General features: G+C 76.0%; 13 protein-coding genes. 11 read left to right on the plus strand and 2 right to left on the minus strand.

Annotation, left to right across the window (positions count from 1 at the left end; all coding sequences use genetic code 11):
• Positions 1-39 precede the first annotated feature (39 nt).
• The 5 genes from NP075_RS17875 (at position 40) to NP075_RS17895 (ending at position 5,752) form a co-directional block, all read left to right on the plus strand.
• Complete coding sequence (locus NP075_RS17875; protein WP_227563446.1) at positions 40-276, plus strand: helix-turn-helix transcriptional regulator; 237 nt, start codon at positions 40-42, stop codon at positions 274-276.
• A complete protein-coding gene (locus tag NP075_RS17880; protein WP_227563447.1) occupies positions 273-1,511 on the plus strand; it encodes a HipA domain-containing protein in 1,239 nt (412 codons plus the stop codon). Before NP075_RS17875 ends, NP075_RS17880 begins: the two co-directional genes overlap by 4 nt.
• Positions 1,512-2,031: 520 nt before the next feature.
• A complete protein-coding gene (locus tag NP075_RS17885) occupies positions 2,032-3,162 on the plus strand; it encodes a class I SAM-dependent methyltransferase (RefSeq protein WP_227563448.1) in 1,131 nt (376 codons plus the stop codon).
• Between the two features lie 80 nt (positions 3,163-3,242).
• Positions 3,243-4,691 carry an adenylosuccinate lyase gene (purB, locus tag NP075_RS17890; RefSeq protein ID WP_227563449.1) on the plus strand — a complete coding sequence of 483 codons (1,449 nt, stop codon included), beginning with the start codon at positions 3,243-3,245 and terminating at the stop codon, positions 4,689-4,691.
• Positions 4,692-4,897: 206 nt separating this feature from the next.
• Complete coding sequence (locus NP075_RS17895; RefSeq protein WP_225214773.1) at positions 4,898-5,752, plus strand: hypothetical protein; 855 nt, start codon at positions 4,898-4,900, stop codon at positions 5,750-5,752.
• 220 nt (positions 5,753-5,972) lie between these two features.
• Here the strand turns inward: NP075_RS17895 and NP075_RS17900 are convergent, their stop codons facing one another.
• Both NP075_RS17900 and NP075_RS17905 read right to left on the minus strand, forming a co-directional pair.
• Positions 5,973-6,440 carry an SRPBCC family protein gene (locus tag NP075_RS17900; protein WP_227563450.1) on the minus strand — a complete coding sequence of 156 codons (468 nt, stop codon included), beginning with the start codon at positions 6,438-6,440 and terminating at the stop codon, positions 5,973-5,975.
• A gap of 98 nt (positions 6,441-6,538) precedes the next feature.
• Positions 6,539-7,798, minus strand: a complete 1,260-nt coding sequence (locus NP075_RS17905; protein WP_227563515.1) for a glutamyl-tRNA reductase — start codon at positions 7,796-7,798, stop codon at positions 6,539-6,541.
• A gap of 56 nt (positions 7,799-7,854) precedes the next feature.
• On the opposite strand from NP075_RS17905, the gene hemE reads away from it, so the two are divergent.
• The 6 genes from hemE (at position 7,855) to hemL (ending at position 14,914) form a co-directional block, all read left to right on the plus strand.
• On the plus strand, positions 7,855-8,919 hold the full coding sequence (gene hemE / locus NP075_RS17910) for a uroporphyrinogen decarboxylase (protein ID WP_308054130.1): 1,065 nt from the start codon (positions 7,855-7,857) through the stop codon (positions 8,917-8,919).
• Positions 8,916-10,373: a protoporphyrinogen/coproporphyrinogen oxidase gene (locus NP075_RS17915; RefSeq protein WP_227563452.1), complete on the plus strand. Its 1,458-nt coding sequence runs from the start codon at positions 8,916-8,918 to the stop codon at positions 10,371-10,373. The genes hemE and NP075_RS17915 overlap by 4 nt, the downstream gene beginning before the upstream one ends.
• Positions 10,374-10,537: 164 nt before the next feature.
• A complete protein-coding gene (gene hemC / locus NP075_RS17920; RefSeq protein ID WP_227563453.1) occupies positions 10,538-11,563 on the plus strand; it encodes a hydroxymethylbilane synthase in 1,026 nt (341 codons plus the stop codon).
• Complete coding sequence (locus tag NP075_RS17925) at positions 11,560-12,552, plus strand: uroporphyrinogen-III synthase (protein WP_227563454.1); 993 nt, start codon at positions 11,560-11,562, stop codon at positions 12,550-12,552. The genes hemC and NP075_RS17925 overlap by 4 nt, the downstream gene beginning before the upstream one ends.
• The gene (gene hemB, locus NP075_RS17930; RefSeq protein WP_227563455.1) at positions 12,549-13,541 is read left to right on the plus strand and encodes a porphobilinogen synthase; all 993 of its coding nucleotides are present in this window, start codon (positions 12,549-12,551) and stop codon (positions 13,539-13,541) included. Before NP075_RS17925 ends, hemB begins: the two co-directional genes overlap by 4 nt.
• Positions 13,541-14,914 (plus strand): glutamate-1-semialdehyde 2,1-aminomutase, encoded by a 1,374-nt coding sequence (hemL, locus tag NP075_RS17935; RefSeq protein ID WP_227563456.1) that lies wholly within the window; start codon positions 13,541-13,543, stop codon positions 14,912-14,914. The genes hemB and hemL overlap by 1 nt, the downstream gene beginning before the upstream one ends.
• The last annotated feature ends 59 nt before the right edge of the window (positions 14,915-14,973 follow it).

Below are 14,973 nucleotides of genomic sequence, written 5' to 3' on the forward strand. Positions count from 1 at the left end.
CGATCGCATGCGCAGATATCAACCCATGGAGGAGCCGGCATGGCTGAGCAGGACCGGCCCGCCTGGGCCTCGGTGAACAGCGCCGCCGAGCTCGGCGCCTTCCTGAGGCTCGTCCGCGAGCGGCGCGGCCTCTCGCAGGACGCGCTCGCCGACGCGCTCGGCATCGACCGCCGGTACGTCTACCAGATCGAGTCCGGCACGCCGACGCTCTACACGCGACGCCTCTTCGCGATGCTCCGAGCCCTCGACGTGCGCATGGAGGTGCACGAGCGGTGAGCGTCCGGACGCTCGACGCGTGGCTCTACGGGACGCTGGCCGCGCAGGTCGAACGCGACCGTGACGACCGCGTCCGGCTGCGCTTCACCGACGACGCCCTCACACGCTGGGGCCACGGCTCGGCGGTGCTGTCCGGGCTGCTGCCGCTCTCCGACCGCGCGCCGTCGCCGGTCGCCGTGAGCGCCTGGCTCCGCGGTCTCATGCCGGAGGGTCGCGCCCGCAGCCACCTCGCGCGCCGCGCCGGCGTGGCCCCGGACGACGTGGTCGGCTTCCTCGCCGTCCACGGGCGCGACACCGCCGGCGCACTCGCGCTCGTCCCGGAGGGTGCAGCGCCCGACCGGCCGCGCGTCCCGCTGCGCACGCTCGACGACGGCGAGATCGGAGCCCTCCTCGACGAGGCGACCGAGCAGGGCACGGCGGACCAGCCGACGTCCATCGCGGGCCTCGAGTCGAAGATCGTCCTGGCCGCGACCTCCGACGGCTTCGCGCTGCCGACGCCCGACCGCCCGTCCACGCACATCCTCAAGGTCGCCCGTCCTGCCGACTCCCGGTCGGCGGACCTCACCGACACCGAGGAGGCGTCCCTCGCGCTCGCGCGGGCGTGCGGTCTCGGCGACGTCGAGGCGTACCACCGGACGTTCGCCGGGCGACGCGCCCTCGTCGTGCGCCGGTACGACCGCGTCGTCGGCCCGGAGACCACCGAGCGGGTCCACCAGGAGGACGCCGCCCAGCTGCTGGGGCTCGACACGACCGACCCCGAGCGCAAGTTCCAGTACGGCAGGCGGCTGCCGTCGCTCCGCGAGATCGCCACGCGCCTCGAACGGCTCGGCGTCCCGCTCGACGGGCTGCTCGCACTCACGACGTTCAACGTGGCGGTCGGGAACACCGACGCCCACGCCAAGAACCTGTCGGTGCTGCACCTGCCCGACGGCACGCACCGTCTGGCGCCCGCCTACGACGTCGCGATGCACACGCACCACCGGCACGCCGAGACGCGCGTCGCGATGGACGTCGACGGGGTCCAGGAGATCGACGCGCTCACGTCCGCCCACCTCGCGGCCGAGGCCGGCGGCTGGGGCATGCCCCCACGGCTGGCCGCGCGCGTCGTGAGGGAGACGCTCGAGCGGCTCGGTGCCGCCCTGCGCGGGCTCGATCGCGGCGCGTACCCCGGGGTCGGCGACACCGCGTGGGCGGCGGTCGACCGGCGCGTCGTGCGGCTGCTCGCCGGGTCGTGACGAACCGCGGTCGCCGTCATCCTGCCCGCGGCGCTCGGCCTCGTCATCGACCGTTCGAGCGAGCGGGTTCGCCGTCGTCGCCTGCGACGTCACGAAGCCGCCTCGGAGACCTCCCCAGTCGGGCGGCCCGGCTGCCCGGTGCCGCTCGAGGACCTGCGGTACGTGCGTCCGGCCCACCACGACGTGACGGGTCGGGTGGTGGACGGTGAGCTCGTCGTGCACGCCGACCTGGCCGACGTACTGTGCGGACGCGCTGGGCGCGAGCGTCACCCGCAGGTAGCGGCAGCGCATGATGCCCTCCTTCTCGCCGGTCGTCGGTCGGGCGGGGACCGGGCGGTTCCCGACCCTCGGACGGAGGAGCGCGCGGCACGCCGCCGCGACAAGTCCGTGCGCCCGGCCGCAGGCCACGGCGGTCGCGACGCCCGATCCTCGGTGCCCGACACTGCTCGGCGCACCCCCGGTCCGGCCGCCCACCCCGCGTTGCTAGCCTCGACCTGATGACCCGACCCCGGCGTGCGCGATGAGCGACGTCCTCGACGAGCTGCGCCGCGACCCCGACCTCGACGGACCGAACCTCCACGCCGTCGACGCGACCGACCGTCTGCTGCTCGACGAGGCCGCGCCCGAGCTCGCTGCGGCCGGTGACGGCACAGTCGTCGTCATCGGTGACCGGTACGGCGCGCTCACCCTCGGGGCGATCGCCCGGTACGGCGTCAGCGGGGTCCGCACCCACCAGGACCGCCTCACCGGCGAGCTCGCGCTGCACGCGAACGCCGGGCGCCTGGGGATGACGGGCGGGTTCACGTCGCACGGCCTCACCCCGGAGCTCCTGGCGGGCGCACGGCTCGTGCTCGTGCAGCTGCCTCGCGCGCTCGACGCGCTGGACGAGGTCGCCGCGCTCGTCGCGGAGCACGCCGACCCTGACGTCGTCGTCATGGCCGGCGGCCGGGTCAAGCACATGACCCACGCGATGAACGACGTGCTCGGCCGGCACTTCTCGGAGGTCCGGGCACGCCTGGCGCGGCAGAAGTCGCGGGTCATCGTCGCCTCGTCCCCGCTGCCGGCGTCGCAGCGACCGGCACGGCGCTGGCCGGAGTGCGTCGAGCACCCGGACCTCGGGATCACCGTGTGCGCGCACGGCGGCGCGTTCGCCGGCACCGGGATCGACATCGGGACGCGGGCGCTGCTCGCGCACCTGGATGACGTCCCGCACACCACCGGCACCGCCCTCGACCTGGGCTGCGGCACCGGGGTCCTCGCGGTCGTGCTCGCCCGGTCACGGCCGGGCCTGACCGTGACGGCGACCGACGAGTCCGCAGCGGCCGTCGCGTCCGCGCAGGCCACCGTCGAGGCGAACGGCCTCACCGAGCGCGTGCGCGTCACCCGCGCCGTCGGGACCGCCGGCATCCCCGACGGGAGCGTCGACCTCGTCCTGCTCAACCCGCCGTTCCACGTCGAGGCCACCGTGCACCCCGGCGTCGCGCGCGCCCTGTTCGTCGACGCCGCCCGCGTGCTGCGCCCCGACGGGCAGCTCTGGGCCGTGTGGAACTCCCACCTTCGGTACCGCCCGACGCTCGAGCACGTCGTCGGCCCGACGCGTCAGGTCGGCCGGGGGCCGAAGTTCACGGTGACGGTGTCGACGCGGGGTTGAGGCGCAGACGTCCACGCCGCGTCCCGTGGCCCGGCGGACGTCCGGCGCCTCGCCACCCCCGCCTCTGAAACACTGACCCCATGCCGATCGACGACGCCTCTTCGCCCCGCGTCCCCCTCGCCGACGTGACTCCGCCGATCGCGCTGGGCCCGCTCGACGGCCGCTACCGCCCGACCGTCGCGCCGCTGGTGGACCACCTCTCGGAGGCGGCGCTGAACCGCGCGCGCGTCGAGGTCGAGGTCGAGTGGGTCATCCACCTGACGTCGCACGCCGTGGTCCCGGGCGCCCCGGCGCTCGCCCCCGATGAGGAGCGTTACCTGCGCGACGTCGTCGCCACGTTCGGCGCGGACGAGATCGCCGAGCTGGCCGAGATCGAGCGGACGACGGTGCACGACGTGAAGGCGGTCGAGTACTTCCTCAAGCGCCGCATCGCCGCGGCCCCGGAGGCCCTGCGCCCCGACACCGTGCTGCCGCAGGTCAACGAGCTCGTGCACTTCGCGCTGACCAGCGAGGACGTCAACAACCTGTCCTACGCGCTCATGGTGCGCGGCGCGGTCCGGGAGGTCTGGTTCCCCGCGGCGGTCGCGCTGAGCGACGAGGTCGCGGCCCTGGCGGCCGAGCACGCCGCCGTCCCGATGCTCGCGCTGACGCACGGCCAGCCCGCCACCCCGACGACGCTCGGCAAGGAGATCGCGGTCCTCGCGCACCGCCTGCGCCGCCAGCTGCGCCGCATCGCGTCCGACGAGTACCTCGGCAAGCTCAACGGCGCGACGGGCACGTACGGCGCGCACCTCGCGGCCGTCCCCGACGCCGACTGGCAGATGGTGTCGCGCACGTTCGTCGAGCACCTGGGCCTGACGTGGAACCCGCTGACCACGCAGATCGAGTCCCACGACTGGCAGGCCGAGCTGTACGCCGACGTCGCCCGCTTCAACCGGGTGCTGCACAACCTGGCCACCGACGTGTGGACGTACATCAGCCGGGGCGTCTTCACCCAGATCCCCGTGGCGGGGGCGACGGGCTCGTCGACGATGCCGCACAAGGTCAACCCGATCCGCTTCGAGAACGCCGAGGCGAACCTCGAGATCTCGTGCGCGCTGCTGGACACGCTCGCCTCGACGCTCGTCACGAGCCGGCTGCAGCGCGACCTCACCGACTCCACGACCCAGCGCAACATCGGCCCGGCGTTCGGCCACTCGCTGCTCGCGATCGACAACGTCCGTCGCGGCCTGCGGGCCCTGTCGGTGGACGAGGAGCTGCTGGCGCGCGAGCTCGACGGCAACTGGGAGGTGCTGGGCGAGGCCGTGCAGTCCGCGATGCGCGCGGCGTCCGTCGCGGGGGTGGCCGGCATGGACAACCCGTACGAGCGGCTCAAGGAGCTGACGCGGGGCCGCCGGCTCACCGCGCAGGACATGCGGGAGTTCGTCGACGGCCTGGGCCTGCCGGCCGAGACCACCGAGCGGTTGCGAAACCTCTCGCCGGCGACGTACACCGGTCTGGCTACTGCGCTCGTCGCCCACCTGGAGTAAGGTGACGTCCGTTTCGTCCGGCTCACGGGCGGAACGTCCCCCGGTTGCCTCACCCGTTCGGCCTAATTGCGGCCCCGGGAGTGGGAGCGGTCCCTGTCGAGACGTTTCGACACCTGGACATGTGCCCTGGATCGGGTCAGAATCGTCGGCGTCGTCGGAATCCTCCCCTTCAGTCCGATCCGGCAAGGAAGCCACACGTGACACTGATGCAGAAGGCGATCACACCGTCGCTGGCGCACGCGCACCTCACGCAGGGTCACGACCGGATCGCCGGTTACGTGGTCCGGGCGGAGGACGTCGCGTTCGCCACGACGCCGGCACAGCTCTTCGAGGTGCACGGCCTGGGCTACCCGGGGTCCCCGTTCAGCCCGTACGACCGCTCGATCGACATCCTGCGCTTCGAGTCCTCGCCGCAGCTGCAGTACCGCGACGTGCCGGGCTACATCGTCCCGCTGTGGTGGCTGCGCCACTCGCGCATCCCCCCGGGTGCCGAGCTCATCCGCGTCCACGACGACGGCACCTCGACGCTCCTCGCGCGCTACGGCGACGTGGGCACCGGCTGGACCGTGACGCAGCTCGGCGCGCCGCGCCCGGCCCTCGCGTCGCTGTCGCGGTGCGTCGGGCCCGTCGCGAAGTGGCACGGTGCGTACCTCGAGGCGGACGTCGTCGACGGCGGGCACACGGTCGTGCTCGCGCTGGCGAACCCCCCGCTCGCGGAGACCGGGTTCCACCAGTCGCCCTCGGGCCGCTGGTACCGCCGGGTCGCCCGGGAGGACGTCACCGAGCTGTTCGAGCTCGACCTGACGGCACGGTGGAACGGGCTGTCGGTCCGCGTGGTCGACCAGTGGCAGGATGCGCAGCGGTACGTCGTGGCGCGCATCTCGCACCTGGGCGACGACATCGAGCGGGCCGAGCGGCTGCACCTCGAGCGCGTCGAGGCCGGCGTCTACGAGGCGATCGTCTACGCCGCCGAGCTCACCGACATCGAGACGAACCAGGTCGTGCCGCACACGTGGGCCCCCGGGCCGGCGGCGCAGCAGCGGCACTGGGCGCACTCGTGACATCTGATCTGTGAATATTCACCCACGGGACGCCGCGTTCGCGTAGCATCCCAGACATACCGGCACGAACCCGAGCGGTGCTCCACGAAGCATCCCGGTCCGGTCGGCCCCTCGGGGCCGGCCCACAGACCGCACCGGGCCTGGTCCTCCCCCCCGACCAGGCCCGGTGCGCTTTTTCTTGCGGGTCGTCGTCGCCCTGGACGCACCGGACCGCGGGGTGTCAGGGCATCGGGTGCCCGTCGCGCACGGTGCCGCGCCAGGCGCCGGTCTCCGTGCGGCGGGACTCGATGAACTCCTTGAACTTGTGCAGGTCCTTCTTCACCTGCCGGTCGTCGGCGCCCACGGCGGCACCGACCTTCTCGACGAACGACTCGGGCTTCCACTCGATGTGCGCCGTCACCCGCGTGCGGCCCGGCCCCAGCGGCTCGAAGGTCACGCGGCCCGCGTGCATCGTGCCGTCCACGCTGGCCCACGCGACCACCACGTCGGGCTCCTGCTCGAGGATCGTCGCGTCGAACTCGCGGTCGACGCCCTGGATCTCCGTGGCCCAGCGCGTCAGCGTGTCGCTGATCTGCCGGACCTCCTTGACCCCCTCCATGAAGTGCGGGAACTCCTCGAACTGCGTCCACTGGTCGTACGCGGTGCGGACAGGGACGTCGACGTCGATGGTCTGGTCGATCGTGCTCATGCCGTCTCCTTGGCGCCGGGCGGTCAGGTGCCCGGCCGACGCTACGGCGCGCTCGGCCACCCCGCCTCCGCAACGAGGCGCACCGCGGGAAGGCGGCGTCAGGCGCTGACGTCCGGGACGGGCACGGCGGCGAGGTCGGCGAGAGCGCGCGCGTACCCGGCGGCGTCCCCCACGCGGGCGGCCGCGCGGGCCGCGACCGTCGGCCCGTGCAGGAGCCTGCGCGTGCGCCGACGCAGCGTGCGGGCGCGTGCCTCGTCCCGGGCCTCCGGCGGCACGGCGGCCAGCGCGGCCTCCAGCGCACCGAGCACGCGGGTGCGCTCGGCGACGACGGCCGGGTCCCACTCGCGGACGCGGCGGTCGGCCTCGAAGTCCTCCGCCGCCTCCAGGACGACGTCCCGCGCGCGGCTCAGCGCCGCGTGCTCGGCGGGGGCGTGCTCCGCCACGGACTGCAGCGACACCAGCGCGACACCGGGCAGGGTGCGGACGTCGGGGTCGACGTCGTGCCGCAGCGCCAGGTCGACGACGGTCAGCGGCTGCGCGGACCCGCGTCGGGCGGCCGCGAGCGCCTCGACCCCCAGGACGGTGCCGGCGGCGCCGGAGCAGGCGACGACGAGGTCGGTGCGCGCCAGCTCGGGCAGCAGGTCCGCACCGGCGGGCAGCCCCGTGACGCCGCGGGCGGCGGCGAAGGCGCCGGCCCGCCCGCTGGGCGAGTACACGCGCACGTCGTGCACACCGCGAGCCTTCAGGGCCGCGAGGCTGGCGCCCGCGTAGGAGCCCGTGCCGACCAGGACGCACCGGACGGCGGACCAGTCGACGCCGGCCTCCCCCTGCGGCAGGGTCCGCGCGGCGAGGTCGAGCGCGACGCCGACGACGGAGCGGCCCGTCGAGCCCAGGCCCGTCGACGCCTCCACCGCACGCGACGCGCGGGACGCCGCCTGGAACAGCGCCTCGAGCGTGGACGTCGTCGTCCCGTCGCGGCGCGCGGTGGTCAGCGCCCGCCGCACCTGCCCCGCGATCTCCCGCTCCCCGACGACCATCGACTCGAGACCCGACGCGACGGCGAACAGGTGCTCGCTCGCGTCGGCACCGACGAGCGGGCGCAGGTGCTCGGCGACGTCGTCGGGGCTGTACCCGGAGCGCGCCGCGACGGCCTGCGCGACGGCCCGACGGGCGCGCGGGGCGTGGGCGGTGTCGTCGACGTCCAGGTACAGCTCGAACCGGTTGCACGTCGCGAGCACGACGGCACCGGTGACGGCGTTGGTCGCGGCGACGACCTCGCGACCGACGGCGTGGACGTCGGACTGCAGACGCTCGAGCACGGTCAGGTCCAGGTCGTGGTGGCTCGCGACCAGGGACATGAGCACCACGGGAACCGATTGAATCATCCCGGGAAATGTCGGGCACAATCGATCGGGTGAGTCTTCCCCCACACCATCCTCTCGTCGACGGCCGCACCACCGGTTCCGCGCTGGTGCGCGCCTATTCCGGGGACCGCCCGGAACGCCTTCCCGTGTGGTTCATGCGTCAGGCCGGCCGGTCGCTGCCGGAGTACCGCGCGTCCCGTGCGGGCGTCGCGATGCTCGACGCGTGCCTGGACCCCGAGCTCGCGGCCGAGATCACGCTGCAGCCCGTCCGGCGCCACGGCGTGGACGCGGCGGTGTTCTTCTCGGACATCGTCGTCCCCCTCAAGCTCGTGGGGGTCGACGTCGAGATCGTGCCCGGCACGGGTCCGGTCGTCGCCTCGCCGGTCCGCACGCTCGACGACGTCGCGCGCCTGCGCGACCTCGGCCCCCTCGACGCCGCGCGGCTCGCCCCGGTGACGCACGGCGTCGCCCGGACCGTCGAGCAGCTCGGCGGCACCCCGCTCGTCGGCTTCGCGGGTGCGCCGTTCACGCTCGCGGCGTACCTCGTCGAGGGCGGCCCGTCGCGCGACCACCTGGCCGCGCGGCGCCTCATGCACGCCGACCCGGCCGCGTGGACGGCGCTCATGGACTGGACGGCCGAGGTCACGGGTGCGTTCCTCGCCGCGCAGGTCACGGCCGGCGCCAGCGCGGGTCAGCTCTTCGACTCCTGGGCGGGCGCGCTGTCGCTCGCGGACTACACCGCGCACTGCGCGCCCGCGTCGGCGCGCGTCCTCGCGCAGGCCCGCGCCCTCGGCGTGCGGACCGTGCACTTCGGCGTCGCGACCGGTGAGCTGCTGGTCGCGATGCGCGACGCGGGCGCCGACGTCATGGGCGTCGACTACCGCGTGCCGCTCGACGAGGCGTCGGCGCGGCTGGGTGGCGCGACGCCGCTGCAGGGCAACGTGGACCCCGCGCTGCTGGCGGCGCCGTGGGACGTCCTGGAGGCGCACGTGCGCGACGTCGTCCGACGCGGCACGGCGGCGCCCGGGCACGTCGTGAACCTCGGCCACGGCGTGCCGCCGGACACGGACCCGACGGTGCTGACGCGGGTCGTCGAGCTGGTCCACTCGCTGTGAGCGAGGCCGCGACCGGGCCGGACGCCGGCTCGCCCGCCTGGGAGGCCGTGGTCGTCGGGGCCGGCGTCGCAGGCCTGGTCGCGGCGCGCGAGCTTGCCCGGGCGGGCCTGCGCACCCTCGTGGTCGACGAGCGCGACGCGCCCGGCGGCGCGGTCCGCGGGCATGACGTGGCGGGCCTGCGCCTCGACGCGGGTGCCGAGTCGTACGCGACCCGCAACGGCTCGGTCGCCGCGCTGCTGGCCGACCTGGGGCTGGCCGACGACGTGGTCACCCCCGAGCCGCGCGGCGCGTGGGCGCACCTGACCAGCGGCGACGGTCCTCTGCCGCGCACCGGCCTGCTCGGCGTGCCCGCGTACCCGCTGGCCCCCGACGTGCGGCGGACGCTGGGCACGCGCGGGGCGCTGCGGGCGGCGCTCGACCTGGTCCTGCCCGCCCGTGCGGGCGCGGGCGCGACGACGCTGGGTGCGCTGGTGCGGGCCCGCATGGGCGACGCGGTGGTGGCACGCCTGGTGCACCCCGTGGTCGGCGGGGTGCACGCGGCCGACCCGGACGACGTGGCCGTCGACGCCGCCGCACCCGGTCTGCGCGACGCGCGCGACGCGGCCGGCGGCTCCCTCGCCCGTGCGGTGCGCCGGATGCGCGCGTCGGCGCCCGCGGGCACCGCCGTCGAGGGCGTCGCGGGTGGCGTGCACCGCCTGGTCGACGCGCTGGTCGCCGACGTGACGGCCCACGGCGGCGTCCTGCTGACCCGCACGAGCGCGGTGTCCGTCACCCGGGAGCCGGACGGTGCCCTCGTGGTCGGCACGCAGGACCGTCACCTGCCCCCGCGGGCGTCGCGCGACCTGCGGACGGCGCGGCTCATCGTCGCCACGCCGGGTGCCGCGACGCTGCTCGACGGGCTCGACGACGCCGACCTGGGCGACGTGCGGCTCGACGACGGGGCTCCGGTCACACTCGTCACCCTGGTGCTGGACGCCCCGGCGCTCGACGCCGCGCCGCGCGGCACCGGCGTCCTGGTCGGCCCGGGCGTGGGCGACGTGCGCGCCAAGGCCCTGACGCACGCGACGGCCAAGTGGGCCTGGACGGCCGCCGCCGCGGGCCCGGGCCGGCACGTGGTGCGGCTGTCGTACGGGCGGATGACCGGCGCGGCGGTGGACCCCGCGCTGCCGGCCGGCGATGCGCTGGTCGACCTCGCGCTGCGCGACGCGTCGACGCTGCTGGGCGCCCCGCTGCGGCGTGACGCGCTGGCCGGGTCCGCCGTGGTGCGCTGGACGCAGTCGCTGCCGCGGCCGAGCGCCGCGCACCGGGCCGCGGTCGCGGCCGTGCGCGCGGCGGCCGGCGGGATGCCGGGGGTCGCCGTGTGCGGTGCCTGGGCGGCGGGCAACGGGCTGGCGTCGGTGGTCCCCGACGCCGTGGCGGCGGCACGCTCGGTCGTCGGTCCGCCGGGAGCGTGACAGCGTCCCGCAATTGTTGCCAGAATGACGTCGGTCACGTTCGGGACGGGCTCGCCGTGGCATTCTGACGAATTGTCAGAACGATGTCCGCCGGCGCATTTGCGGGGACCCCGGAGCCGCCCTGCGGTTTCGACATCCGCCCGCCCGGCGACGACACTGGACGCATGTCTCAGCAGGTTCTGGTCGGCACGCGCGCGAGCGCCCTGGCCCTCACCCAGACGGGCCACGTGGCCGACGCGCTCGCGGCCGCCGGCGGCCTGGCGGTCGAGACGGTCCGCGTCCGCACCGAGGGCGACCGCGTGCGCGCGTCGCTCGCGACCCTGGGTGGCACGGGCGTCTTCGTCACCGCGCTGCGCGACGCGCTACTGGACGGCCGGTGCGACGTGGCGGTGCACTCCCTCAAGGACCTGCCGACGGGCCCCGCCGACGGGCTCGTCGTCGCCGCCGTCCCGCCCCGGGCCGACCCGCGGGACGCCCTGTGCGCCCGCGACGGCCTCACCCTGGCGACCCTGCCCGCGGGAGCCCGCGTCGGCACCGGCTCGCCCCGCCGCGCGGCGCAGCTGCGGGCGGCACGCCCGGACCTCGACGTCGTCGACATCCGCGGCAACGTCGGCACCCGCCTGGGGCGCGTGCGCGGGCTCGACGGCACGACCGTCGCGACCGGCCGGCACGTCGGGCCCCAGGCCCCGCACCCGGGCGTCGCGACCGACGCCCCCCGCGGCGACCTCGACGCCGTGGTGCTGGCCGCGGCCGGTCTGGCCCGGCTCGGCCGCCTGGACGCGGTCACCGAGCTCTTCGAGGCCGACGTGCTGGCCCCCGCACCCGGCCAGGGCGCGCTGGCCGTCGAGGTCCGCGCGGCCGACGCCGCCGACGACACACCCCTCGCGGCCGCCCTGCGCGCGCTCGACCACGCGCCCACCCGTCGCGCGGTCGTCGCCGAGCGCGCGGTCCTGGCCCGGTTGGAGGCGGGCTGCGCGGCGCCGATCGGCGCCTGGGGACGGCTCGACGCGACCGGCGCCCTCACGCTCGACGCCGTCGTCGCCGCCGTGGACGGGTCCCGCGTGGTGCGGCTCGGCACGCACGGCCCCGCCCCCGACGACGCCGCCGCCGACGCACTCGGCCGTCGCCTCGCCGAGGACCTGCTGGCCGCCGGCGCCGCCGACCTCGCCCCCCTCGGGACGACCCGGTGACCGCCACGGACGGCAGCCCCACCCCCGACCCGCCGCCCACCGGCACCGTCCCGGGCCCGCTGAGCGGCTGGCGCGTCCTGGTCCCCCGCCCCCCGCTCGACCCCGCCCTCCCCCCGCCCCACCCCCCCGCGAGAGAGCGATCCAGTCGCGCAGCCGCCGGTCCCGCGGCGGTCAGCCCTGCCGCGGTCGCCCTCGCGGCCGTCGGCGCGGAGCCACTCGTCGTGCCGCTCGTCCGGACGGTCCCCCTCGACGACCTCACGCCGCTCGACGACGCGCTCCTCGCGCTCGGAGCCCGCTGGTACACCTGGCTCGCCGTCACGAGCCAGGCCGCCGTGGCCGTGCTGGCGGAACGCGCCGCGGCGCACGACGACGGGCTCGCGGCGCTGCTCGCGCGCGGCGGCGTCCGCGTCGGCGCCGTCGGGCCCGGCACGGCGCGCGCGCTGGAGGCGCTGGGCGTGCGCGTCGACGTCGTGCCGCCGGTGCGCTCGACGGCCGTCGACCTCGTCGCCGCCCTGACCGCGGCCGACGCACGAGGGGCCGGCACCGCACCCGACGCCCCGACCCCCGCCGCTCCCCGCGCGCTGTTCCCGCGCGGCGACCTGGCGGCCCGCACCCTCGCCGACGGGCTCACGTCCGCCGGGTGGGACGTGGACGACGTCGTCGTCTACCGCACGGTCCCCGCCGGACCGCCGGAGCCGCAGGTCACGCGCGCGTGGGCGGCGGGCGACGTCCACGCGGCGCTGCTGACGTCCGCGAGCAGCGTGCGCGCGCTGCTCGACCACCTCGGCCCCCCGCCGGCCGCCACCCGCGTCGTCGTCATCGGCCCCAGCACCGCGGCCGAGGCGCGGCGCCTGGGCGTCCGCGTCGACGCCGTCGCCGCCCGCCAGACCCTCGCCGGCCTCGTCGACGCGCTCACCGACCTCGTCGCCCGCACCGGCGCCACCCCCGGCTCACCCCCGCCACCGACCCCCACGGAGGACCTCCCGTGACCACTCCCGGTCCCGGCCGGCTGCGCCCGCGCCGCCTGCGCCGCACCCCGGCGCTGCGTCGCCTCGCCGCCCAGACACGTCTGCACGCGGCGGACCTCGTCCTGCCCGTGTTCGTCCGCGAGGGCCTGGACGCCCCGCGCCCGCTGACGTCGATGCCCGGCGTCCTGCAGCACACCCGCGCGTCGCTGCGCCAGGAGGCGGCGCGAGCCGCCGAGGCGGGCATCGGCGGGATCATGCTCTTCGGCGTGCCCGCGCACCGCGACGCGACCGGGTCGGGCGCCACCGACCCCGACGGCATCCTCAACCTCGCGATCGCGGACGTGGTCGCGGAGGTCGGTGACGCGCTCGTCGTGCAGGCCGACCTGTGCCTGGACGAGTTCACGGACCACGGGCACTGCGGTGTCCTGACCTCCTCCGGGGCGGTGGACAACGACGCGACCCTCGAGCGGTACGCCGCGATGGCCCGCGCGCAGGCCGCGGCGGGCGCCCACCTCGTCGGGCTGAGCGGCATGATGGACGGCCAGACGGGCGTCGTCCGCGACGCGCTGGACGCCGCCGGGCACCAGGACGTCGCCGTGCTCGCCTACGCCGCCAAGTACGCGTCGGCGTTCTACGGGCCGTTCCGCGAGGCCGTGGAGTCGCAGCTGCACGGCGACCGCCGCAGCTACCAGATGGACCCCGCCAACCGCCGCGAGGCGGCACGCGAGGTCGCGATCGACGTGGCCGAGGGCGCGGACGTCGTCATGGTGAAGCCCGCCATGTCGTACCTCGACGTGCTCGCGGACGTCGCGGCGACCTCAGCCGTGCCCGTCTGGGCGTATCAGGTGTCCGGTGAGTACGCCATGATCGAGGCGGCGTCCGCGCAGGGGTGGATCGACCGTCGGAGTGCTGTCACGGAGTCCGTGCTCAGCATCCGTCGAGCCGGTGCCGATGCCATCCTGACCTACTGGGCGACGGAGCTGGCCGGGTGGCTGGCGGAGGAGCTGTGATGACGCAGGTGGAGGACGACGCCACGGTTGCTCCCGGGTACGGCCCGGCCTGGGCCGGCAGCAGCGCGGAGGCGTTCGCGCACGCCACGGCCGTGATCCCCGGCGGCGTGAACTCGCCCGTGCGCGCGTTCGGGTCCGTGGGTGGCACCCCGCGGTTCCTCGCGTCGGCGCGCGGCGCGTACGTCACGGACGTCGAGGGCCGCGACTACGTGGACCTCGTCGGGTCGTGGGGTCCGGCGCTGGTCGGGCACGCGCACCCGCAGGTCGTCGAGGCGGTGCAGGAGGCGGCCGCGCGCGGTCTGGGGTTCGGTGCGCCGACGACGACCGAGGTGGAGCTCGTCGACGAGATCCGCGAGCGCGTGCCGGTGGCGGAGCGCGTGCGCCTGGTCTCGACGGGTACCGAGGCCGTGATGACCGCGCTGCGGCTGGCCCGCGCGTGGACCGGTCGCGACAAGATCGTGAAGTTCGCCGGCTGCTACCACGGCCACGTCGACTCCCTGCTGGCGCAGGCCGGCTCGGGTGTCGCCACGCTCGCCCTGCCGGGGTCCGCGGGCGTGACGGCGGCCGTCGCCGCCGAGACCATCGTCGTGCCGTACAACGACCTCGACGCCGTGCAGGCCGCGTTCGACGAGCACGGGTCGTCGATCGCCGCGGTCATCACCGAGGCCGCGCCCGCCAACATGGGCGTCGTCCCGCCGATGCCGGGGTTCAACCGCGAGCTGCGTCGCATCACCCAGCACCACGACGCGGTGCTGATCCAGGACGAGGTGCTCACGGGCTTCCGCGTCGGCCGCGCCGGCTGGTGGGGCCTGGAGGGTGCCTCCGAGCAGTGGGCGCCGGACCTGCTGACGTTCGGCAAGGTCATCGGCGGCGGGCTGCCCGTCGCCGCGGTGGCCGGGCGCGCGGACATCATGGAGCAGCTCGCGCCGGTCGGGCCGGTCTACCAGGCGGGCACCCTGTCCGGGAACCCCGTCGCGACGGCCGCGGGCCTGGCGACGCTGCGGCTGGCCGACGCCGAGGTGTACGCGCGCGTCGACGCCGCGTCGGCGCACCTGCGTCGCGCCGTGACGGCCGCCCTGGCCGAGGTCGGTGTGCCGCACGCTCTGCAGTGGGCGGGCAGCCTGTTCAGCATCGTGTTCGGCGAGCAGGCCGCGGCCGAGGGCGCGCGCGACTACGCCGCGGTGCAGGCCTCGGAGCACTGGCGGTACGCGCCGTTCTTCCACGCCCTGCTCGACGCCGGCGTGCTGGCGCCCCCGTCGGCGTTCGAGGCGTGGTTCGTCTCGGCCGCGCACGACGAGGGCGTGCTGGACCGCGTCCTGGAGGCGCTGCCGACGGCGGCCCGGGCAGCGGCCGCAGCCGAGCGCCCGGAGTGACCCGCCCGGGCTGAGGCGTCCACGTCCTGAGACCCGGGACGCGCGAGACCGGGCTCAGG

Source organism: Cellulomonas wangsupingiae, from assembly GCF_024508275.1.
Lineage (GTDB): Bacteria > Actinomycetota > Actinomycetes > Actinomycetales > Cellulomonadaceae > Cellulomonas > Cellulomonas wangsupingiae.

Bases quoted from the DNA above. Each gene is read 5' to 3' on its own strand.
- NP075_RS17905 (WP_227563515.1), bottom strand. From the start codon at position 7,798: ATGTCCCTGGTCGCGAGCCACCACGACCTGGACCTGACCGTGCTCGAG.
- NP075_RS17895 (WP_225214773.1), top strand. From the start codon at position 4,898: ATGCAGAAGGCGATCACACCGTCGCTGGCGCACGCGCACCTCACGCAG.
- hemL (WP_227563456.1), top strand. From the start codon at position 13,541: ATGACGCAGGTGGAGGACGACGCCACGGTTGCTCCCGGGTACGGCCCG.
- hemC (WP_227563453.1), top strand. From the start codon at position 10,538: ATGTCTCAGCAGGTTCTGGTCGGCACGCGCGCGAGCGCCCTGGCCCTC.
- NP075_RS17885 (WP_227563448.1), top strand. From the start codon at position 2,032: ATGAGCGACGTCCTCGACGAGCTGCGCCGCGACCCCGACCTCGACGGA.
- NP075_RS17875 (WP_227563446.1), top strand. From the start codon at position 40: ATGGCTGAGCAGGACCGGCCCGCCTGGGCCTCGGTGAACAGCGCCGCC.
- NP075_RS17900 (WP_227563450.1), bottom strand. From the start codon at position 6,440: ATGAGCACGATCGACCAGACCATCGACGTCGACGTCCCTGTCCGCACC.
- purB (WP_227563449.1), top strand. From the start codon at position 3,243: ATGCCGATCGACGACGCCTCTTCGCCCCGCGTCCCCCTCGCCGACGTG.